Here is a 20,502-nt window from a genome sequence, read left to right on the forward strand (position 1 = left end):
CACGTCCCCGATTCGAATCCGAGTCGTCGCCGATTCGCAGGCTATAAACGCTAGATCTAGTATGCCAGTTCCATCAGCCGTCTGCAGCCGCTTCGTCGCCGCCCCGCTCCGGCTCGCGCCAGAGGCGACAGGCCAGCCAGTGAACCAGAACGGCGAGCAGAGCCCCCAGCGTCATGACGTAAACCACGGCGAAGGGCTCGAAGCTCTGCAGAAAGCCAACCGACTGACTGGTGGCGGCACCGAGGCCGAGCTGCAGAAAACCCGCCAACCCGGCCGCCGTGCCGGCCAGACGCGGATCGACGCTGACCGCGCCGGCGATTCCGTTGGGAATGGCGAGGCCGTTGCCGAGCGCCACCAGCATCATCGGCACGAACAGCGCCCAGGGAGCCAAGAATCCGGCCAGAAACAGGCCGAGTGCGGCGGCGGCACCGAGGAACGCCAGCAGGGTGCCGAGCGCCACCATGCGCTCGACGCCAAGACGCTCGGAAAAACGTCCGGCCAGGCCGTTCCCCGTCATGTAGCCGAGGCCGGAGAGCACGAACCAGAGACCGTACTCCACCGGGCTGCGGCCCAGGACCTCGACCATCACGTAGGGAGCGCCGGCGAGGAAGGAGAAGAAGACCGAGGAGGTGAAACCGGTGGTCAAGGCGTAAGCGTTGAAGCGGGGGTGCCGCAACAGGCCGCGATAGGCCCCCCACAGGCCACGCCAACCGGCAGCGAGGCTGCGCGTGTGATGGGTCTCGTAGAGGTAGAGGTGGCAGGTCAGCACCACGGCGACGCCCGCGCCGGCTAGTAGCCAGAAACCGGCGCGCCAGTCGAAGGCCTGATCCAGCAGCCCGCCGACGGTGGGCGCGACCATCGGCGCCAGAACCCAGGCCATGGTGATATAGCCGATCATGCTGGCCGCCTTCTCGCGGCCGTAGAGGTCCCGGACGATGGCACGGGCCAGCACGATCCCGGCAGCGCCGCCCAACGACTGGGCGAGCCGCGCCGCGATCAGCAGTTCGATGCTGGGTGCCGCCGCCGCTGCGAGACTGCCGGCCACGAACAACCAGAGTCCCCCGATCAGCACCGGTCGGCGGCCGAAGCGGTCGGACAGCGGCCCGTAGATAAGCTGCGCCACCGCGAGACCGATCAGATAGAGCGTCAGCGTCAGCTGCGCCGTCGCGTAGGGAATGCCGAAGTCGACTTGCAGACCCGGCATGGAGGGCACAAAGAGATTGAGCGCCAGCGGCCCGATCGCCGAAACGGCGACCAAGATCAGCAGAGACGGTTTGGGCCGGGACGCCTCCTCCGCATCGCGGGCTGGCGCCGCCTCGTCGCGCGGCATGTCTTCGCATCCTGTCGGCTGAGGAACGGGCGCGAGCCCTCCGCCTGGGAAGGACTCTTCCGAACTGACCTGGGTAGATCATGGTCTCTGACGGCCGGTCCGGCAAATCCCGGTCGCGCATGGCTGGGTCCAGGCGCGGAACCACCCTTTCGGAAGAGGTATCGAAGACTGCAACCGCGTGCTTTAGGCCCCGCCCCAGGGGCTAGGCTGGGGCGCCTGCCCCATCTCGCCGGCGAGCGCGCGCAGACGCGCGACGCGGTTGACAGTGTTGGGGTGGGTCGAAAAGAGGCTGTCGACCGCCTGGGCATGCAGCGGGTTGATGATGAACATATGGGCCGTCGCCGGGTTGCGCTCGGCCGGCTGGTTGTCGATCTGCGCCGCGCTGGACTGGATCTTCTCCAGCGCGCTGGCGAGCCAGAGCGGGCGCCCCGAGATCTCCGCGCCCATGCGGTCGGCCTCGTACTCGCGCGAGCGGCTGATCGCCATCTGCACTAGGGCCGCCGCCAGGGGTGCCAGGATCATCAGGGCCAGAGTGCCGATCAGGCCCAATGGGTTGTTGCGATTCCCACCGAAGAAGAGCGCGAAGTTGGCGAGCATGGAGATCGCACCAGCCAAGGTCGCGGTGATCGTCATGATCAACGTGTCGCGGTTCTTCACGTGGGCCAGCTCGTGCGCCATCACGCCGGCCACCTCCTCGGTCGAGAGGCGCTCCAGCAGTCCGGTGGTGGCTGCGACGGCCGCATTCTCGGGATTGCGCCCCGTCGCGAAGGCGTTCGGCTGCGGATTCTCGATGATGTAGACCTTGGGCATCGGCAGTTTGGCATTCCCGGCCAACTGCTCCACCAGGGCGTAAAGGGTCGGGGCCGTCTGGGCGTCGACCTGGCGTGCGCCGTACATGCGCAGCACCATCTTGTCGCTGTTCCAGTAGGCGAAGAGGTTCATGCCGCCGGCCACCGCCAGCGCGATCAGCAGGCCGCCTTCGCCGCCCAGCAGGAAACCGATGCCGACGAACAACGCCGTCATGGCCGCCATCAGCATGAAGGTACGCATCATGTTCATGAGGAAACGCGGGTCCCTACTGTCTCATCGATAGATCAAGTTTTCTGACCCTCAAGCAGATGGCAGGCGGCGCAAACCCCTTCAAGCCTTGGCAGCCCCAGGTTTCGACGCCATATCAAGCAACATGTTCGAACTGTTCAAGTCCCATCGTCCGCGCGACGCAAAGCCCGCGAAGCCGGCTGCAGAGACGCCGACCGGCAAACGCCGTGTCGCACCGGCCGATCTGGCCCGCGCCGAAGCCGACGCGAAGGCGGCGCAGGAAGTCCAGGCGGAGACCCAGGCGAAAGTCGGCGCGGACAACCGCAAGCCTGAGGAGCTGGGCGGCCCCAGCGGCCCCGAGCCCACCCGCTACGGCGACTGGGAACGCAAGGGCATCTGCTACGACTTTTGACGGCGCTCACGTGAGCCTTTGACCGCACTCACGTGAGCCTTTGACCGCACTCACGTGAGCGCTTCATCCTGAGCTTGTCGAAGGGCGAAGCGCGGGCCGCCAGGCCCGAACAGCACGTAAGCCTATGATAAGCCGGCTCGCGCCGGCTGCGCTGCACCCTTCGACAAGCTCAGGATGAAGCGCGTTCTGACGATATGAACCTTGCGCAAAAGCGGCGGGCCGCGTGCAACTCCTATCCCTGGCGCTGACGATAGAGCAGCCGCAGTCGCAGGGCGTTCAGCTTGATGAAGCCCTCCGCGTCCCGCTGATCGTAGACCGCGTCGTCCTCGAAGGTCACATGCTCCAGGCTGTAAAGGCTGTCGGGACTTTGGCGTCCGACGACCTGGATGCCGCCCTTGTAGAGCTTGAGACGAACGCGACCGTTGACCTTCGCCTGGCTATGGTCGATGGCGGCCTGCAGCATCTCCCGTTCCGGACTGAACCAGAAGCCGTTGTAGATCAGCTCGGCATAGCGCGGCATCAGCTCGTCCTTCAGGTGCAGCGCGCCGCGATCCAGGGTGATGGACTCGATCGCCCGGTGCGCCGCCTGCCAGATCGTGCCGCCGGGCGTCTCGTAGATCCCACGCGACTTCATGCCGACGAAGCGCCCCTCCACCATATCCACCCGGCCGATGCCATTGGCGCCGCCCAGTTCGTTCAAGCGAGTCAGCAAGGCCGCCGGTGAAAGAGGCTCGCCGTCGACCGCCACTGGATCGCCGCGTTCGAAGTCGATCTCCACGAAGGTCGGACGGTCGGGCGCCTCCTCCGGCGCGACGCTGCGGGAGAAGACATGCTCGTCCGGCGCCTCCCAGGGATCCTCCAGGATCTTTCCCTCGGCGGAGATGTGCAGCAGGTTGGCGTCGACGCTGAAGGGCGCCTCCCCGCGCTTGTCCTTGGCGATGGGAATCTGATGCTGTTCGGCGAAGTCGATCAGCTTGGTACGGCTGGTCAGGTCCCATTCGCGCCAGGGGGCGATCACGCGGATATCGGGATCGAGAGCGTAGTAACTCAACTCGAAGCGGACCTGGTCGTTGCCCTTGCCGGTGGCCCCATGGGCCACGGCGTCCGCGCCGGTCTGCTCGGCGATCTCGATCTGCCGCTTGGCGATCAGCGGCCGGGCGATGGAGGTGCCCAGCAGGTAGACGCCCTCGTAAAGCGCGTTGGCGCGGAACATCGGCATGACGTAGTCGCGCACGAAGTCCTCGCGCAGATCCTCGATGAAGATGTTTTCCGGCTTGATGCCCAGCAGCTCCGCCTTCCGGCGCGCCGGCTCCAGCTCCTCCCCCTGACCCAGGTCTGCGGTGAAGGTGATGACCTCGCAGTCGTAGGTCTCGCGCAGCCACTTGAGAATGACGGAGGTGTCCAACCCGCCGGAATAGGCGAGCACGACTTTCTTGATTTCGGACGCAGGGGCGGACATGGGACGGGGGATACTCCGGAACCGGACGGGGAAAAGCGGCGCGGAGTATAGGGATCGGCGGCGTCTGAGCAAGAGATGCTGCGAAGCGGCGCTAACCTGTTGTTGGCGCCCCGGCGCACGCCAGAGTCACGCGAGCGAACTCGCCGCCTCCCGCTCCGACTTCTTCTTTCGCTCGCTGGCGCTCTTGAGCTGGCCGCAGGCGGCGAGGATGTCGCGGCCGCGCGGACGGCGGACGGGGGCCGAGAGATGGCGTTCGGCCAGCAGGTCCGAGAAGCGCTCGATCCGATCCCAGCTCGAACACTCGAACGCGCTGCCCGGCCAAGGATTGAAGGGGATCAGGTTGACCTTGGCCGGCACGTCCTTCAGCAGGTTCGCGAGCCGGCGCGCGTCCTCGTCGGAATCGTTGACGCCGGCCAGCATGACATATTCGAAGGTGATGCGCCGGGCGTTGTGGATGCCGGGATAGTCGCGGCAGGCCTGCAGAAGCTCGGCGATGGGGTACTTCTTGTTGAGCGGAACGATGCGGTCGCGCACCTCGTCGGTGGTGGCATGCAGGCTGACCGCCAGATTGACCCCCAGCTCCTCCCCGCAGCGACGCATCATCGGGACCACGCCGGCGGTGGAGAGGGTGATTCGGCGCCGGCCGAGCGCGATGCCGTGCGGATCGGTGACGATCTTCATGGCCTGGGCCACGTTGTCGTAGTTGTAGAGCGGCTCGCCCATGCCCATCAGCACGATGTTGGTCAGACCGCGATCTTCGCGCGGCGACGGCCATTCGCCCAAAAAGTCGCGGGCCAGCATGATCTGGCCGACGATCTCGCCCGGGGAAAGGTTGCGCACCAGACGCTGGGTGCCGGTGTGGCAGAACTTGCAGGTCAGCGTGCAGCCGACCTGGCTGGAAATGCAGAGCGTGCCCCGGTCGCTTTCCGGGATGTAGACCATCTCCGCCTGGTTGCCGTCGGCGAAGGTCAACAGCCACTTCTGCGTCCCGTCGTTGGAGACCTGATGGCTGGCGACGCCGGGGCGGTCGAGCCGGAAGGCCTCGGCCAGCCGGCCGCGGAAGGCCTTCGAGAGGTTCGACATGGCGGCGAAGTCGGTCGCGCCGTGGTGATAGACCCACTGCCAGAGCTGCTTGGCTCGGAAGGCGGGTTCGCCCAGATCGCGCAGCGCCGAGGTCATCTCGGCCAGATCGAGACCGATCAGATGACGGCGGGCGCCATCGCCCTCGGCGGGCGGCGCGAAAATCTCGGCATGGGCAGCGTTCGACATGGCAGCTTACTTAAGCAAGGCGCCGCCCTCAGGCAAGAAAGCTGGCGTCGGCGGGACGGCGGCGCAGCTCCTACAGTCCGCAGGCTTCCCGCGACGAACGATAGGCGGCGGTGAAACCGCGCAGCGAATAGGTGTCGCGGGTGGCGGTCCCGCGCGAGGACACCCCCTGCACCACCATCTCGATCCCGTTGATCATTGCCTGGACCAGAGCCCGGTTGGTTTCGTCGTCCGGCGCCCAGGCCCCGTCGTCCTGGGTGAAGAGGGTGAACTGCCGCTCGCCCACGGTGACGGTAACCGCACTCTCAGGCCGGAAGGTATAGCCGGCGATGAAGGTCGCCTCGTCGATACGGCTTTCCTCTGGGCGCTGGGCGACCATGGCGTAGATGTCTCCGCGCCGGGTGTAGTTGCCCTCGTCCTTTTTCGGCCGGCTGACGATGAAGCAGACGGGCTGGTCGTTCTCCTGGGCTTGAAAGGCGCTCCAGTCGGTGAAGTCGCCGACGCGCTGAACCGTCTGTGCCGCAGCTGGCAGAGCAGAGACGAGGGTCAGGGCGGCGGACAGCGTCGCGGCGAACGCCAGAGATGTCAGATGCTTGGCCATGGCGGCATTATAGGTGTCGCGACGCGCGCCGCCAGTCCCCGCAACGCGGCAAAGTCTTGGAATTTTCGTGACGCCCCTTCAACATCGCGCGAGCCCCGTGAACCGCCGTCTTTCGTACGAACAGGTATAGTCTGGCCACGGCGATGATCCGATCGCGAAGCCGCTGCGTAAGATCTCTCAGCAAAAGGGAGTGGTTATGCAGCAGACGTCCCCTGCGGAAACTGACAGATCTGCGATTCCAACTGTTGCGGTCTCTGTTGCAGGATCCGGGGCAATCGCGTTTGATATGGCGATGACTCCTAGGGATACCGTCGATCCGGATGTTGGAACGCCGACACCGGAGCAATTGCTGCTCGCAGTCGCACAAGGTCGCGACCGGGTTGCTTTTACGGAGTTGTTCCGACATTTCGCTCCGCGGCTGAAAGCCTATCTCATGCGGCTGGGCGCGGAGGCGGGCGCGGCGGAAGAGCTGGCCCAGGAAGCCATGATCATGGTTTGGCGGCGGGCCGAGACCTTCGATCCCGCACAGGCCAGCGTGGGGACTTGGATCTTCCGCATCGCCCGCAACAAGCGGATCGACGCGCTGCGCCGCGAACGGCGGCCGGAGTTCGATCCGGCCGACCCCTGTCTGCAGCCCGACCCGGCCCCGGCGGCGGACGGGCAGCTGGAACGGGGTCAGAGCGACGAACGAGTGCGGCAAGCGCTGAGGACACTGCCGCCCGAACAGGCTGAAGTGGTGCGTATGGCTTATTTCGAGGATAAGGCCCACGGCACGATCGCGGAGGAGACCGAGTTGCCGCTCGGAACCGTAAAGTCGCGTTTGCGCCTGGCGATGGGCCGCCTGCGGAAGGCTCTGCGCGAGGAGAGTTTGGAGTCATGACGGTATCTCGCGTTCCCGAAGAAATGCTTTTGGCCTACGCGACCGGCGCGCTGAACGAGCCGCTGTCGCTTGTGGTCGCTAGCCACATGGCCCTGAACCCGGAGTCGCGGGTGGAGGTCGAGGAATACGAAACGGTGGGCGGCGCGTTGCTGGAGCAGCTTGAGCCGGCGGCTCTGTCCGACAGCGCCCTGGAGCGTACGCTCGATCTGATTCGGCTGCTGCCCGACGAGGCTTCGGCGCCGAACCAGCAGATCTGCGCGCCGGTGAAGCCGCAGCCGGTCGACGGCATCGCTCTGCCGTCCGTCCTGCGGGACTACGTGGGCCCGGATCTGGACGCCCTACCGTGGAAGCCGGTGCTGCGCGGTGTCGAGGAAGTCGACTTGCGACTGAGCAACGACGGTACGCGCACGCGCCTGATGCGGATCTCGCCCGGCGTCGGCGCACCGCGCCACACCCACGGCGGCCTGGAGGTGACCCTGGTGCTGGAGGGGGCCTATCGGGACGCGTCCGGCCGCTTTGCCCGCGGCGACGTTCAGGTTGCCGACGGCTCCATGGAGCATGCTCCGGTCGCAGAAGCCGGCGGGATGTGCCTCTGCCTGGTGGTCAGCGACGCCCCGATCCGCTTGACCGGGTTCCTCGGGCGGCTGATCAATCCCTTCATCCGGCATTGATACACGTTTTGGCCGACCGACCACTGGCCGCTCGGTCGGAGCAACTTGCTGCAGATCGGAAGTCTAGTCGGGCTTCGGTGTCCGAATCACCGGGGCGCCGTGAACGTGCGCCGGCAGAGGTTCGGGCAACGCATTGGCCGTAACCGGACGCGGTGCGAAACGTCCCATCGACACTGTTCGGTCGTACATCACCAGCGCACCCGCGATCCCGACGTTGACGCAGAAGCGGGTGGGGATCTTGACCAGCAGATCGCAGCGTTCCTGGAGTTGGGGCGAGAGCGATCCCCGCTCCGGCCCCAGCACGTAGGCCGCGGCCAGCGGGTGGCGAAAGCTGGGAAGCTCCACCGCCTCCTCCGTCAGCTCGACGCCCACCAGGCTGCAGCCACGCGGCAACTGCATCTCATCCAGCCTGTCCCAGACGTAGAGCGGCAGATGCTTGGAGGCGTCCGAGGTGTCAGACTGGCGCACCTGACGTGGCGAAAAGACCGCGTCGAGCGTGAAAAAGAAACTGGCACCGAAGGCATGGGCCGACCGCATCAGCGTTCCCAGGTTCATGGGCTTGCTGATGGCCTCCACACCGAAACCGAAATAACCGCGCATCGCTCCGCCTTCCCGATCGGATCGCGGCCCTTCCTTGCATGACCGCCAAGGCTTCGGCAAGGTTGCCGCTGAATGCGGCGTCCCGCCTTTTCCGTCCCTCGACGAGTTCGAACCGCTTATGTGCCCGCCTGCCTGCCCGCCCGAAAGTCCCCGCGAAGATCCTGCTCACAGCGAAGAGTCCGGTCGCGGCGAAGACCCGACAACCTCCGTGACCGCCCGTTTGACGCCGGCCGACAACCCCGTGCTGGTCGAGGTGACGCGCGGCGACATGGTGGAAAGCATCCATCGCGGTGCCTTCGCCGTCTGCGACATCGAAGGCCGGATCCTGCTCTCGGCGGGCGGTGTGGACCGAACGATCTATCCACGCTCCGCGATCAAGCCGCTGCAGACCCTGGCTCTGGTCGAGTCCAAGGCGGCGGAGGCCTTCGCGGTCAGCGATGCCGAGGTGGCCCTGGCCTGTGCCAGCCATGACGGCGAGCCGCTGCACGCCGAGGCGGCCCAACACTGGCTGCAGCGCCTCGGACTGTCGCCCGACGACCTGGAATGCGGCGCCCACTGGCCTTACCACGAGGCGAGTCTGCGGGCCCTGGCCGCCCACGGCGAAACCCCAACCGCGGCCCACAACAACTGTTCGGGCAAGCACAGCGGCTTCCTGACTCTGGCCAAGCACCTGGGCGCGCCGACCGAGGGCTACATCGACTTCGCCCATCCGGTGCAACAGAGCGTACTCGGGATCCTGGAGACGATGAGCGGGCTGGATCTGCGCGTCGCACCCCGAGGCATCGACGGTTGCGGCATCCCTCAGTATGGCCTGCCGCTCGGCAACCTGGCCTTGGCTTTCGCGCGCTTCGCTCAGCCCGACGATCAGCCCGAAGGGCGCCAGGCCGCCTGCGCGCGGGTGCGCCGCGCCATGGCGGAACATCCCGTCATGGTCGCCGGGCACGAGCGCTTCTGCACGAAGGTCATCGCGGCCACCCAGGGCCGCGCCCTGGTGAAGACGGGGGCCGAAGGCGTTTTCGCCGGCGCGGTTCCGGAGCTGGGCTTGGGTGTGGCCGTCAAGATCGACGACGGTAACAAGCGCGCCAGCGAGGTCGTGATGCTCGGCCTGCTCGCGCGGCTCGGCGTTCTGGACGAGGGCGCGCAGCAGGTGCTCGCCCCCCTGATGGAGCCACCGATCGTCAATCGGCGGGGGGAGACAGTGGGTACCATCCGCCTCGCCCCCGAAGCCATCACCTGAAATTCAGACGGGAGACGGGAGAAACCATGCGCGCTCTGGTCTGCAGCGCTCTCGACGGTACCTCGGTCGGACCCGGTGAACTGGACCGCCCCGAACCGGGCCCCGATGAGGTTCTGATCGAAGTCGCCGCCGCCGGCGTCAACTTTGCCGACACCCTGATCGTTCGGGGACAGTACCAGGAAAAGCCGGAGCCGCCCTTCGCACCCGGCCTGGAGCTGTCCGGAACGGTGGCGCGGATCGGTGACGGCGTTTCCACCGTCGCGCCCGGCCAGCGCGTCATGGCGCTCACCGGCCTGGGCGCCTTCGCGGAGTACGCCGTCGCCCGGCAGAGCGACCTCTTCCCTCTTCCCGACGAGATGGACTTCGAGACAGCGGCCGGCTTCGCGGTGACCTACGGAACGGCGCACGGCGCGCTACGCTGGCACGCCGACCTGCAGCCCGGCGAGACCCTGATGGTGCACGGCGCGGCCGGCGGCGTCGGCCTGGCGGCAGTGGAATGCGGCAAGGCAATGGGGGCGCGGGTGATCGCCTCGGCCGGCGGCCCCGAGAAGCTTCAGGTCGCCCGCGACCACGGCGCCGACGACACCATCGACTACCGCCGGGAAGACCTGAAGACCCGCATGCGCGATCTGACCGACGGTCGTGGGGTCGACGTGGTCTTCGATCCCGTCGGCGGGCCGGTCTTCGAGGCCTCCCTGCGCGCCACAGCCTGGGGCGGACGGCTGGTGGTGATCGGCTTCGCCGCCGGCGAGGTGCAGCAGATCCCGGCCAACATCCTGCTGGTCAAGAACGTCTCCGTCCACGGCATGTACTGGGGCTCCAACAGGAAGATGGCGCCGGACCGGCTGGCCGCGCAGTTCGCCGAGCTCTTCGCCTGGTACAAGGCCGGCCGGATCAAGCCCTACGTGAGCAAAAGCTATCCGCTCGAGCAGGGCGCCCAGGCGCTGGCGGATCTGCGCGGACGCAAGACGGCGGGTAAGGTGGTGATCCGCCCGTGAGCGATGCCGGTGACCGCGCGGTCGGCGGCGACGACGATCCCGTCGCCGCCCAGTACGAAGCCTATCCCTATCCGGCGCGCGATGCTGCCGAGGAATCCAGGCGTCTGATCACCGGCTCGCCGAGCCGGCTGCTGGAGATCCGGCACTACCTTCGAGCCGGCGCGCCCCTGCCGGCCGGCTTCCGCGCCCTGGTGGCGGGCGGCGGGACCGGTGACGGTACGGTCATGCTCGCCCAGCAACTGGCGGACGCGGGCGTGCCGGGCGCCGAGGTGGTCTACCTCGACCTCTCCAAGGCCTCGCGCGCCATCTGCGAAGCGCGCCTGCGCCGGCGCGGACTGACCAACGTCAGTTTCCACAGCGGTGCCATCGAAGACCTGGCGAGCCTCGGTCTCGGGCAGTTCGACTACATCGACTGCTGCGGCGTGCTGCATCATCTGGCCGATCCGGCGGCCGGCCTGCGCCAGCTTGCCGAGGCGCTGACACCCGCTGGGGGTCTCGGGATCATGGTCTACGGCCGTTTCGGCCGCAGCGGGGTCTACGAACTCCAGGACGCCCTGCGGCGCTTAGGCCACGGCCTGGACCTGCAGGCCCGGGTTCGGCTCGCCAAAGGCCTGCTGCCCAAGCTGCCGAAAACCAACCGCTTCGCGCGCAACCCGATCCTGGGCGACCACAAGCGCAGCGACGCCGAACTGGTCGACCTGCTACTGCACGAGCGGGACGTCGCCTACTCCGTACCGGAGCTGGCAGAGCTGGTCGCGGAGGCCGGGCTGGAGATCGCCGCCTGGATCGAACCACTGCGCTACGATCCCGCCACCTACCTGCCTGCCGACCTGCTGAACCGGTTGGAGGGCTTCTCGGCTCTGGAACGTGCGGGCCTGGCCGAACAGCTAGCCGGCAACCTGAAGACACATACGCTGTACCTCAGCCAAGGTACGCGTACGCCGCTGGACTCACAGCCGACAGCCATACCGACCTGGGTCGAATGGGAAGGTCCGGCGGTCGCCGCCATGATCAAGCGAGAGGGCGCTCTAGCCGGAGCCTTCGACGGCCTACCCCTGCGGCTGCAGCTGCCGCCCCGGGCCGCCGCCTTCGCCGAACTCTGCGACGGACACCGCAGTCTGGCCGAGATTCGCGACGCCCTGGGACAGCGCTTTCGCGATCTGCCAGTCGAACGGCTGGAGCGTGAGATCGCCACCTGTCTCCAAGTCTTCGGCGGCATAAACCGTCTTCTGCTGATGGCCGGGCCATGATCCGGCCGAGGGCCTACTGAGCCGCGAAGCGATCCATGCGGCGGGCCAGTGAGATATCCTTCTCCGTCAGGCCGCCGGCATCGTGGGTGGAGAGCGTCACCTCGACGCGGTTGTAGACGTTGAACCATTCGGGGTGATGGTCGGCGATCTCCGCCGCCATGGCGACGCGGGTCATCCAGCCGAAGGCAGCGTTGAAATCCTTGAACTTGAAGGTCTTGGCGATGGCGTCCCGGCCCTCGGCCTCCGCCCAGCCGTCCAGATCCGCTAGCGCCTGGGTCCGCGCCTCGCCCGTGAGCTTTGCCGTCATTTCCCCGTGACTCCCCTTGCAGTTCGCGCAAATGCCGTTATGTCTGCCGCGCTATGCCGCGCATACGAATCCCACGCCGTCCGGCAGGATGGCCGGCCGCCGCAAGGATCGGCAGAAGCCGCCGAACCGCCGGCTCTACCCGATCCCTCCCCGCTGAATCCCTCTCCGTCCGATCTCAGGACTTGGCGGCGCTTGGCCCCCGGGTCAAGCCGCGTTAGGGTCCGATCCCATGAGTCTCGCCATCATGACCAAGAACGCCCACCTGCAGGCGACCTCGACGCCGCCCAGCCTCGCCGACCTTGAGGCCATGGCGCGCGAGCAGCTTGCGGCCATCCCGGCCGAACTGCGGCAGCATTTGGGTGGTCTGGTCATCCGCGTCGACGACTTCCCCGACGAGGAAACGATGGAGGAGATGGACCTGGAGTCGCCCTTCGACCTCCTGGGCCTCTATCGCGGAGTCGATCTGCTGCAGCGCTCGGTCAGCGACCAGCCCCAGGCCCTCGACATGGTCTACCTCTACCGGCGCCCCTTGCTGGACTACTGGTGCGAGACCGAAGAGGATCTGACGCGGATCGTCCGCCATGTGCTGATCCACGAGATCGGCCACCACTTCGGCTTTTCCGACGACGATATGGAACGCATCGAACAGGGCGCCTGACCGCACCTTCACGCCGTCTTCGCCCGCGTCTCCCGATAGAGCACGTAAAGACCGCTGCCGATCAGGAGGACGGCGCCCGCCCAGACCCAGGCATCCGGCAGTTCCCGCCAGATAAGCCAGCCGATCAGGGTCGACCAGAGCAAGGCCGAGTAGTCGAAGGGCGCCAGCACGGCGGCCGGCGCGTTCCGGAAGGCCAGCGTGATCCAGTAGATCGAGACCCCGCCGAGCAGTCCCATCAAGGCGAAGAGCCCAAGGTCGCCCCAACTGGGCGTAACCCAAGCGAAGGGCAGACTGAGGCCTGCGGCGACGGCGATGATCAGCGCGTTCCAGAAGACGATGGCTGCGTTGGCGTCGGTCCGTGCCAGCACACGCGTCGTGATCAACGCTAGAGCATAGCAGACACCAGCCGCCAGCGGCAGGATCGCCGCCCATTGGAAGGCCTCGGAGCCTGGCCGCAGAATGATCATGGCCCCGACGAAGCCGACCGTGACCGCCGTCCAGCGGCGCCAGCCCACGCTTTCGCCCAGAAGCGGCACCGAAAGCGCGGTCACCACCAGCGGCGCGACAAAGGCGATGGCCGTGGCCTCCGCCAGGCCGAGATAGCGCAAGCTCGTGAAGAAGGCGAAAATCGCCCCTGCCCCGGCCAGGGCGCGCAGGGCCTGCATCTTCAGGTTACCGGACCGCAGGCTGGGCCAGCCGCCCTCGGCCCAAACCAGGACGAGGGCGGGTAAGAGCCCGAAGGCCATGCGAAAGAAAACGATCTGATTGATTGGGTAGGCGCCGCTGAGCCACTTGGCGCAGGCATCCATCGCGACCATGCCCACCATACCCAGCAGCATCATGCCGATGCCGAAGCCGGTGCGCGAGGAGACCGCTGGAGAGACGGCGGAAGGCATGCCAGCTCCGCTTCGCGTTTGGGGTGGAGGCGCGCGCTGGCCGTCCGACGCGCTTGCATAGCGCCGAAAGCCGGCTTACCAGAAGAGATGGATTTCACGTCGAGTCGCCGCGTTCCGCAACCGGAAAGACCGGAGGCGAACCCAACCGACAGGCGCGATGAGGTTGCCGCCTCCCGCCGGCCGGGTGCGACGCGCGGCCGGATCCTGGCCCTGCTGGCGGACTTCGGGCCCAGTTCCGCGACCCGCCTGAGCGAAAGCCTGGGTGTCACCGACATGGCCGCCCGGCAGCATTTGCATGGCCTCTGCGCCGAAGGCCTGACCAGCTTCGAGTTGGCACGCGGCGGCGTCGGCCGCCCCACCAAGCTGTGGAGCCTGACGCCGAAGGCGGAGGAGCTGGCGGCCGGCGAAGCCGCAGACGGCCACGCCCAACTCGCCGCCGAGCTCCTGACCAGTCTGCAAGCCGCCTTGGGCGAGAAAGGTGCGGCCGAGGTGCTCGCGCTGCGGGACAAACGCCTCGCCAAGCTCTACGCCCGCACCATCGACCGCAAGATGCCCCTGCGGGCCCGGCTGGAGGCCCTGGCCAAACGCCGGACGGCCGAGGGCTATCAGGCCTCCCTCGAGGTTTCGCCCGACGGCTGGTACCTGCTGGTGGAGGCCCACTGCCCGATCCGCTCGGCGGCCTGCGCCTGTCCCGCGCTCTGCGACGGCGAGACCCGGTTGTTCAAGAAGGCTTTGGGCAAGGACGTGATCGTCGAGCGTCGCGAACATCGCCTGTCCGGCGACCGCCGCTGCAGCTTTGCTGTCCGTCGAAACTGACTGTCCTGCGCTGACCGTTCTGCGCTGACCGTTCTGCGCCGCCTCCACCTCGGGAAACGGCTCGGTCTCAGGCGGCGCAGATATCGCGCACCCGCCGCAAGGCCGCCGGCAGGCCCGTCAGATCGAAAACCGCCGTCGCCCGGTTCGTGCGGAAGGGCGTCGCCTGAACCGTCAGAATTTGCCGTCCCGCGAATTCCTTGAGAAAGAGCTCGGCCGCCCGGCCGGTCCAGAATCCCAGGCTGCGGCGGTCGTTGGCGATTGCGAAGTCGCGCTGGCGTGGCGGACCGTCGTCCAGCCGGTAGGTCATCCGGGTCCCGCCCGCATGCTCCGAGAAATAGGCCCCACCGAAGTGGACCCAGACCTGCAGGCCGCCGTCACGGCAGGCTAGGTGCAGCGAGGCGCGGACCAGCGACCCGAACCGGTCCTCGAAGGGCGCCAGAGCCTCGACGGCGGCTTCGGCCTCGCGCCGGTCGTCGAGGGCGGCCACGGTCTCAACCAAAGACCAGCGCGGCGCACCCTGCCCCGGCTCCCGATAGGTCGCGTCGTAACAGGCCAGCCGCGTGGCATCGCTCGGAATACCGGCACAGTCGGTCGCCGCATGGGCGTCGCCCACATCGCCGAAGCTCGCGAAACAGAAGACCGCGAGACAGGTTGCGTGCAGCGGAAAGGACATCGGCATGGCCAGTTGAGTGTAGCGCAAGACGGGCGTGAGCGATCAGCCCGATCGTGGCACTGCAAAGGCAGGCCGAGGCGCCCCGAAAAGGGTGATCGGTCATGCCCTGCTTCCCTTTTCCACTAGCTCTCTCTTCAACTATAGCTGCAGAGATCACCTGTGGGTTCGAAACGCCGAAACCGAATCTCTCGGAGCGACGAGGAGGGAAACCGACATGCCGGCAACCGGCCGCAACGAACTTCTGGCGGTGACCGACAAGGAGTATCGGAAGCTGATGAAAACGCTCGAGAGCGTCGATGCGCGAACGGCGGTTGCGGCGGGCCCCGAAGACGGGATCTCCATCAAGGACACTGTCGCGCATCGCGCGCACTGGCTCGACCTCTTCCTCGGCTGGTATCGCGACGGCGCGCAGGGCAAGCCGGTGCAGACGCCCGCACCCGGTTACAAGTGGAACCAGCTGAAGGACTACAACGCCAAGGTCAGACAGGCATCGCGAGACCAGACCTGGACGCAGGTGCTGGCGCTCCTCGAACAGCGGCACGAAGCGCTGACAAGGCTGCTCGACGGCCTCGACGAGGCGGAGCTGTACGAACCTCACCGCTACGACTGGACGAACGACTGGACACTCGGCCGCTGGGCGGAGGCTTCAGGCGCCAGCCACTACCGATCTGCCAACACCTTCATTCGCAAGCTCCTGCGCAGCCTGCCGAACGACGGCTGACGGCGGATCGCCCCTGAATCGACAGACCTGAATCGACAGACCGGAACCGACAGACCGGAACCGACAGACCGGAAACGCCGGACGGCCGGACCGATCCGGGAGTTACGCGCGCTGCAGCGCGCCCGCGCCGATCGGATGCTCCAGCCGCTCGACCATCTCCTTCGGCACGATCTGCCAGAAGTTGGCGCGCTCCAGCGCCCAATCGACCAGCAGACGCTCGGCGAAACGGGACTGGGTCTCGCGCACGTGTTCGGCGACCAGCTCGTGCAGCAGGGTCTCGTAATGCTCGGTCTCGACCCGCTGATAGATCACCGACTCCGGGTTGACCTGCTGCGGGAAGCGACCTTCGGGATCGTAGACGAAGGCCATGCCGCCGGTCATGCCAGCCCCGAAGTTGAAGCCGACCGGCCCCAGCAGCACGGCGGTGCCGCCGGTCATGTACTCGCAGCCGTTGGAGCCGCAGCCCTCGACCACCGCGACGGCGCCGGAGTTGCGCACGCAGAAGCGCTCGCCCGCCTGGCCGGCCGCAAAGAGCTTGCCACCGGTGGCACCGTAGAGGACCGTATTGCCGATGATGGTGTTCTCGTTGGTTGCCAGCGGCGACTTGGTCATCGGCCGAACGGAGATGGTGCCGCCCGAGAGCCCCTTGCCGACGTAGTCGTTGGCGTCGCCGAAGACCTCCAGCTTGAGACCCTGCACCGCCCAGGCGCCCAGCGACTGGCCGGCCGAACCGCGCAGCCGGACGGTCATGTGACCCGGCTTCAGACCGGTCATGCCGAACTTCCGCACGATATAGCTGGACAGCTTGGTCCCGATTGCCCGCTGGGTGTTTCGGATCGCGTACTGTAGCTGCATCTTCTCGCCGTCTTCGAACAGCGCCCGAGCATCTTCGATCATCTGGGCGTCCAGAGACTCCGGAACCTCGTTGCGGCCCTCGAGCGTGCAGTAGACCGGCAGGCCGCCGCTGTCCGCGCGCGCCAGCAGCGGGTTGAGATCCAGGTCGTCCAGGTGCGGCGCGCCACGGCTGACCTGCGCCAGCAGATCCTTGCGGCCGATCACCTCGTTCAAGGACCGCACGCCCAACTCCGCCAGGATCTCGCGCACCTCTTCGGCGATGAAGGAGAAGAGGTTGACCACCTTTTCCGGCGTGCCGGTGAAACGGTCGCGCAGGCGGTCGTCCTGGGTACAGACACCGACCGGGCAGGTGTTGGAATGGCACTGGCGCACCATGATGCAGCCCATGGCGACCAGAGAGGCCGTGCCGACGCCGTATTCCTCGGCCCCCAGGATGGCGGCGATCACCACGTCGCGGCCGGTCTTGAGACCGCCGTCGGTGCGCAGCTTCACCCGGTGCCGCAGGCGGTTGAGGGTGAGCACCTGGTGAACCTCCGACAGGCCCATCTCCCAGGGAACGCCGGCATACTTGATCGAGGTCTGCGGACTGGCGCCGGTGCCGCCGTTGTGGCCGGAGATCAGAATCACGTCAGCGTTGGCCTTGGCGACGCCGGCCGCGACGGTGCCGACACCCGAACGGGCGACCAGTTTCACGCAGACCTTGGCGTCGGGATTGATCTGTTTGAGATCGTAGATCAGCTGCGCCAGATCCTCGATCGAGTAGATGTCGTGGTGCGGCGGCGGGCTGATCAGCATGACGCCCGGCGTCGCGTGCCGCAGCTTGGCGATCATCTCGGTGACCTTGAAACCGGGCAGCTGGCCGCCTTCGCCGGGCTTGGCGCCCTGGGCCACCTTGATTTCGATCTCGCGGCACTGGTTGAGGTACTCGGCCGTCACGCCGAAGCGGCCCGAGGCAACCTGCTTGATGGCCGAGTTCTCGTTGTCGCCGTTGGCGTGGGGCGTGAAACGGTTCGGATCCTCGCCGCCTTCGCCGCTGTCCGACTTGGCGCCGATCCGGTTCATGGCGATGTTGAGCGTGCCGTGGGCCTCGGGCGAGAGCGCGCCCAGGGACATGCCCGGCGTCACGAAGCGCTTGCGGATCGCCGTGATCGACTCGACCTCGTCGACGGAGATCGCCTTGCTTGGGTCGACCTTGAAACCCAGCAGGTCCCGCAGGGCGGAGGGCGGCAGCTTCGCATTGCCTTCGGAGAACTTCTTGTAGGTCGAGTAGCTGTCGGTGGCGACGGCCGCCTGCAGCGTGTGGATCAGGCCGGCCTCCCAGGCGTGCTGCTCCCCGCCGCGCCGATAGCGGTAGAATCCGCCCACCGGCAGGGCGATCACGTCCTCGTCCCAGGCCTTGCGGTGCAGCTCCAGCACCTTCTGCTGGACGCCCGAAAGACCGATGCCGGACAGGCGGCTGGGCATGCCGGGCAGGAACTCGTCGACCAGGGTCCGCGACAGGCCGACCGCCTCGAAGTTGGAACCGCCGCGATAGGAGGAGATGACGGAGATGCCCATCTTCGACATGACCTTGAGCAGGCCCTCGTCCACGGCCTGAACGTAGCGGCGGACCGCCTCCTCCAGCGACATATCGCCGAACAGACCGCGGCTGTGGCGGTCGGCGATGGACTCCTGCGCCAAGTAGGCATTGACCGTCGTGGCCCCCACGCCGATCAGCACCGCGTAGTAGTGCACGTCGATGCACTCGCCGGCGCGGACATTGATCGAGCTGAAGGTGCGCAGACCCTCACGCATCAGGTGGGTGTGGACCGCGCCGGTGGCCAGGATCATGGGGATCGGAGCCTTGTCCAAGCCGACCTCCCGATCCGAGAGAACCAAGTGCGCCGCGCCGCCGCGCACGGCGTCCTCGGCCGCGCGCTGAACCCGCTCCAGCGCCTCGCGTAGCGCGGCCTCGCCGCCCTCCACTTCGAAGGTGCAATCGATGTCGACCATGGCCGCGCCCAGGTGCGCGCGCAGGGCATCGAAGCGGGCGTTGCTGAGGACCGGCGAATCCAGTTGGACGATCGAGCACTGTTCCGCCCGCTCCTCCAGGATGTTCCCGAGATTGCCGAGACGCGTCTTCAGGGTCATGACCCGCCGCTCGCGCAGGGAGTCGATGGGCGGATTGGTGACCTGACTGAAGTTCTGACGGAAGAAGTGATGCAGTCCGCGATAGCGGTCGGACAGCACCGCCAGCGGCGTGTCGTCGCCCATGGAGCCCACGGCCTCCTTGCCGGTCTCCACCATGGGATGGAGAATCAGCTCCAGATCCTCCATCGACAGGCCGTAGCCGTACTGGCGCCGGCGCAGCTCCGACCGCTCGAAGGTCGGCGTTTCCGCACCGACCTCGAAGGCCGTGTCGGCCTCGACGATGCCGCTGACCCACTCGCCCCAAGGCTGCCGCGCGGCCTGTGCGTTCTTAAGCTCGTCGTCGTGGTAGAAGCGGCCCTCCTCCAGATCGACGGCCAGCATCTCGCCGGGACCGAGCCGGCCCTTCTCGACGATGGTGGCCTCGTCCAGCTTGACCATGCCGGTCTCGGACCCCGCGAACAGCAATCCGTCGTCTGTGATGGTGTAGCGCAGCGGACGCAGGCCGTTGCGGTCCATGCCGGCCAGCACCCAGCGACCGGCGTAGCCGCAGATCGCCGCCGGACCGTCCCAGGGCTCCATCACCGAGTTGCAATAGCTGTAGAGGTCTTTCCAAGCCTGGGGCATGGGGCTGTCAGCGCTCCAGGCCTCCGGCATCAGCATAGTCTTGACCATCGGCAGGTCGCGGTTGCCGCGTACCATCAGCTCGACCACCGCATCCAGCGCCGCCGAGTCGGAGCTGCCGGACTGGACCACCGGCTTGAGGTCGTCCACGTAGGCGCCGAAGGCATCGCTGGCCATGCGGCACTCGTGCGCCTTAGTCCAGTTGACGTTGCCGCGCAGGGTGTTGATCTCGCCGTTGTGCGCGATCACCCGGAAGGGCTGCGCCAGGCGCCAGGTCGGGAAGGTGTTGGTCGAATAGCGCTGATGGAAGATCGCGAAGTTCGACTCGAAGCGCGCGTCGCGCAGATCGGGATAGAAGATCGAGACCTGCTCGGCCAGGAACATGCCCTTGTAGATGATCGAGCGGCCGGAGAGGGAGCAGATGTAGAAGTCCTTGATCGACTCCGCCTCCGCCGCCTTCTCGATCCGCCGGCGGATGATGTAGAGGTCGATCTCGAAGCGCTGGGGGTCCACGCCCTTCGCGTTAGCGATCATGATCTGCTCAATCTCGGGGCGGGTGGCGTTGGCCTTCTCGCCGATCACGCTGGTGTCCACCGGCACTTGGCGCCAACCGTAGATCGAGTAGCCGAAATGCAGGATCTCGCGCTCCACCAGAACGCGGCAGCGTTCCTGCGCGCCGTAGTCGGTGCGCGGCAGGAAGATCATGCCGACACCGATCTGGCCGGCATCGGGCCGGTGACCCGTCAGCTCGATATGCTCGCGGAAGAAAGCCTGCGGGATCTGCACGTGAATGCCCGCGCCGTCGCCGGTCTTGCCATCGGCGTCGACGGCGCCGCGGTGCCAGACCGCCTTCAGCGCCTCGATCGCTTTCTCCACCACGTCGCGGCGCGGCTTGCCGTCGATCGAGGCGACCAGGCCGACGCCGCAGGCATCGTGCTCGTCGGCCGGATCGTAGAGGCCGGTCTCGGCCAGCAGGGCGGCTTCGGGAGTCTGGGCGTGGAGTCCCTTAACTGTCGATCGATATCCCATCACGCTCTTTCCTCCAGGCCAAAGCAAATTCAGAAACAATGGAAACCTTAAACG

Annotated in this window: 19 protein-coding genes; 9 read left to right on the forward strand and 10 right to left on the reverse strand. The window is 66.9% G+C overall.

The window, feature by feature from the left end:
* Positions 1-73 precede the first annotated feature (73 nt).
* Together ACO054_RS14680 and htpX are read right to left on the reverse strand one after the other, a co-directional pair.
* Positions 74-1,330 carry a multidrug effflux MFS transporter gene (locus ACO054_RS14680; protein ID WP_421707334.1) on the reverse strand — a complete coding sequence of 419 codons (1,257 nt, stop codon included), beginning with the start codon at positions 1,328-1,330 and terminating at the stop codon, positions 74-76.
* A 183-nt stretch (positions 1,331-1,513) separates the two neighbouring features.
* The gene (htpX, locus tag ACO054_RS14685) at positions 1,514-2,389 is read right to left on the reverse strand and encodes a zinc metalloprotease HtpX (protein ID WP_421707335.1); all 876 of its coding nucleotides are present in this window, start codon (positions 2,387-2,389) and stop codon (positions 1,514-1,516) included.
* A gap of 124 nt (positions 2,390-2,513) precedes the next feature.
* Between htpX and ACO054_RS14690 the strand changes: the two genes are divergently transcribed.
* The gene (locus ACO054_RS14690) at positions 2,514-2,780 is read left to right on the forward strand and encodes a DUF1674 domain-containing protein (protein WP_421707336.1); all 267 of its coding nucleotides are present in this window, start codon (positions 2,514-2,516) and stop codon (positions 2,778-2,780) included.
* Between the two features lie 232 nt (positions 2,781-3,012).
* Here ACO054_RS14690 and ACO054_RS14695 read toward each other — a convergent pair whose 3' ends face one another.
* The 3 genes from ACO054_RS14695 to ACO054_RS14705 all read right to left on the reverse strand — a co-directional run bounded on the left by ACO054_RS14695 (position 3,013) and on the right by ACO054_RS14705 (position 6,106).
* Positions 3,013-4,239 (reverse strand): argininosuccinate synthase, encoded by a 1,227-nt coding sequence (locus ACO054_RS14695; RefSeq protein WP_421707337.1) that lies wholly within the window; start codon positions 4,237-4,239, stop codon positions 3,013-3,015.
* A gap of 126 nt (positions 4,240-4,365) precedes the next feature.
* A complete protein-coding gene (gene rlmN, locus ACO054_RS14700; protein ID WP_421707338.1) occupies positions 4,366-5,508 on the reverse strand; it encodes a 23S rRNA (adenine(2503)-C(2))-methyltransferase RlmN in 1,143 nt (380 codons plus the stop codon).
* 70 nt (positions 5,509-5,578) lie between these two features.
* A complete protein-coding gene (locus ACO054_RS14705) occupies positions 5,579-6,106 on the reverse strand; it encodes an invasion associated locus B family protein (protein ID WP_421707339.1) in 528 nt (175 codons plus the stop codon).
* Between the two features lie 286 nt (positions 6,107-6,392).
* On the opposite strand from ACO054_RS14705, the gene ACO054_RS14710 reads away from it, so the two are divergent.
* Together ACO054_RS14710 and ACO054_RS14715 are read left to right on the forward strand one after the other, a co-directional pair.
* Entirely contained in the window at positions 6,393-6,986 is a 594-nt protein-coding gene (locus ACO054_RS14710) for a sigma-70 family RNA polymerase sigma factor (protein WP_421707340.1), read from the forward strand.
* Positions 6,983-7,657 (forward strand): ChrR family anti-sigma-E factor, encoded by a 675-nt coding sequence (locus ACO054_RS14715; RefSeq protein ID WP_421707341.1) that lies wholly within the window; start codon positions 6,983-6,985, stop codon positions 7,655-7,657. Before ACO054_RS14710 ends, ACO054_RS14715 begins: the two co-directional genes overlap by 4 nt.
* A 63-nt stretch (positions 7,658-7,720) precedes the next feature.
* On the opposite strand, the gene ACO054_RS14720 is transcribed toward ACO054_RS14715, so the two are convergent.
* The gene (locus ACO054_RS14720) at positions 7,721-8,257 is read right to left on the reverse strand and encodes an RNA methyltransferase (protein WP_421707342.1); all 537 of its coding nucleotides are present in this window, start codon (positions 8,255-8,257) and stop codon (positions 7,721-7,723) included.
* 208 nt (positions 8,258-8,465) lie between these two features.
* On the opposite strand from ACO054_RS14720, the gene ACO054_RS14725 reads away from it, so the two are divergent.
* From ACO054_RS14725 to ACO054_RS14735, 3 genes are read left to right on the forward strand one after another with little or no spacing between them, the layout of a single operon-like run.
* Positions 8,466-9,494 carry an asparaginase gene (locus ACO054_RS14725; RefSeq protein ID WP_421707343.1) on the forward strand — a complete coding sequence of 343 codons (1,029 nt, stop codon included), beginning with the start codon at positions 8,466-8,468 and terminating at the stop codon, positions 9,492-9,494.
* 26 nt (positions 9,495-9,520) lie between these two features.
* A complete protein-coding gene (locus ACO054_RS14730; RefSeq protein WP_421707344.1) occupies positions 9,521-10,492 on the forward strand; it encodes an NADPH:quinone oxidoreductase family protein in 972 nt (323 codons plus the stop codon).
* Positions 10,489-11,742: a methyltransferase gene (locus ACO054_RS14735; RefSeq protein ID WP_421707345.1), complete on the forward strand. Its 1,254-nt coding sequence runs from the start codon at positions 10,489-10,491 to the stop codon at positions 11,740-11,742. The genes ACO054_RS14730 and ACO054_RS14735 overlap by 4 nt, the downstream gene beginning before the upstream one ends.
* Positions 11,743-11,755: 13 nt before the next feature.
* Here the strand turns inward: ACO054_RS14735 and ACO054_RS14740 are convergent, their stop codons facing one another.
* Entirely contained in the window at positions 11,756-12,082 is a 327-nt protein-coding gene (locus ACO054_RS14740) for a 4a-hydroxytetrahydrobiopterin dehydratase (protein WP_421710369.1), read from the reverse strand.
* A gap of 196 nt (positions 12,083-12,278) precedes the next feature.
* Between ACO054_RS14740 and ACO054_RS14745 the strand changes: the two genes are divergently transcribed.
* Complete coding sequence (locus tag ACO054_RS14745) at positions 12,279-12,707, forward strand: metallopeptidase family protein (RefSeq protein WP_421707346.1); 429 nt, start codon at positions 12,279-12,281, stop codon at positions 12,705-12,707.
* 8 nt (positions 12,708-12,715) lie between these two features.
* Here the strand turns inward: ACO054_RS14745 and ACO054_RS14750 are convergent, their stop codons facing one another.
* On the reverse strand, positions 12,716-13,603 hold the full coding sequence (locus tag ACO054_RS14750) for a DMT family transporter (protein ID WP_421707347.1): 888 nt from the start codon (positions 13,601-13,603) through the stop codon (positions 12,716-12,718).
* An 87-nt stretch (positions 13,604-13,690) separates the two neighbouring features.
* On the opposite strand from ACO054_RS14750, the gene ACO054_RS14755 reads away from it, so the two are divergent.
* Positions 13,691-14,419, forward strand: coding sequence for a helix-turn-helix transcriptional regulator (locus tag ACO054_RS14755; protein WP_421707348.1), 729 nt, complete (start codon positions 13,691-13,693; stop codon positions 14,417-14,419).
* Between the two features lie 67 nt (positions 14,420-14,486).
* Here ACO054_RS14755 and ACO054_RS14760 read toward each other — a convergent pair whose 3' ends face one another.
* Positions 14,487-15,092, reverse strand: a complete 606-nt coding sequence (locus ACO054_RS14760; RefSeq protein WP_421707349.1) for a hypothetical protein — start codon at positions 15,090-15,092, stop codon at positions 14,487-14,489.
* Between the two features lie 214 nt (positions 15,093-15,306).
* Between ACO054_RS14760 and ACO054_RS14765 the strand changes: the two genes are divergently transcribed.
* A complete protein-coding gene (locus tag ACO054_RS14765) occupies positions 15,307-15,813 on the forward strand; it encodes a ClbS/DfsB family four-helix bundle protein (RefSeq protein ID WP_421707350.1) in 507 nt (168 codons plus the stop codon).
* A 102-nt stretch (positions 15,814-15,915) separates the two neighbouring features.
* Here the strand turns inward: ACO054_RS14765 and gltB are convergent, their stop codons facing one another.
* Complete coding sequence (gene gltB / locus ACO054_RS14770; protein ID WP_421707351.1) at positions 15,916-20,448, reverse strand: glutamate synthase large subunit; 4,533 nt, start codon at positions 20,446-20,448, stop codon at positions 15,916-15,918.
* Positions 20,449-20,502 lie beyond the last annotated feature (54 nt).

The sequence above is a fragment of the Algihabitans sp. genome, assembly GCF_965226985.1.
Classification (GTDB): Bacteria; Pseudomonadota; Alphaproteobacteria; order Kiloniellales; family DSM-21159; genus Algihabitans.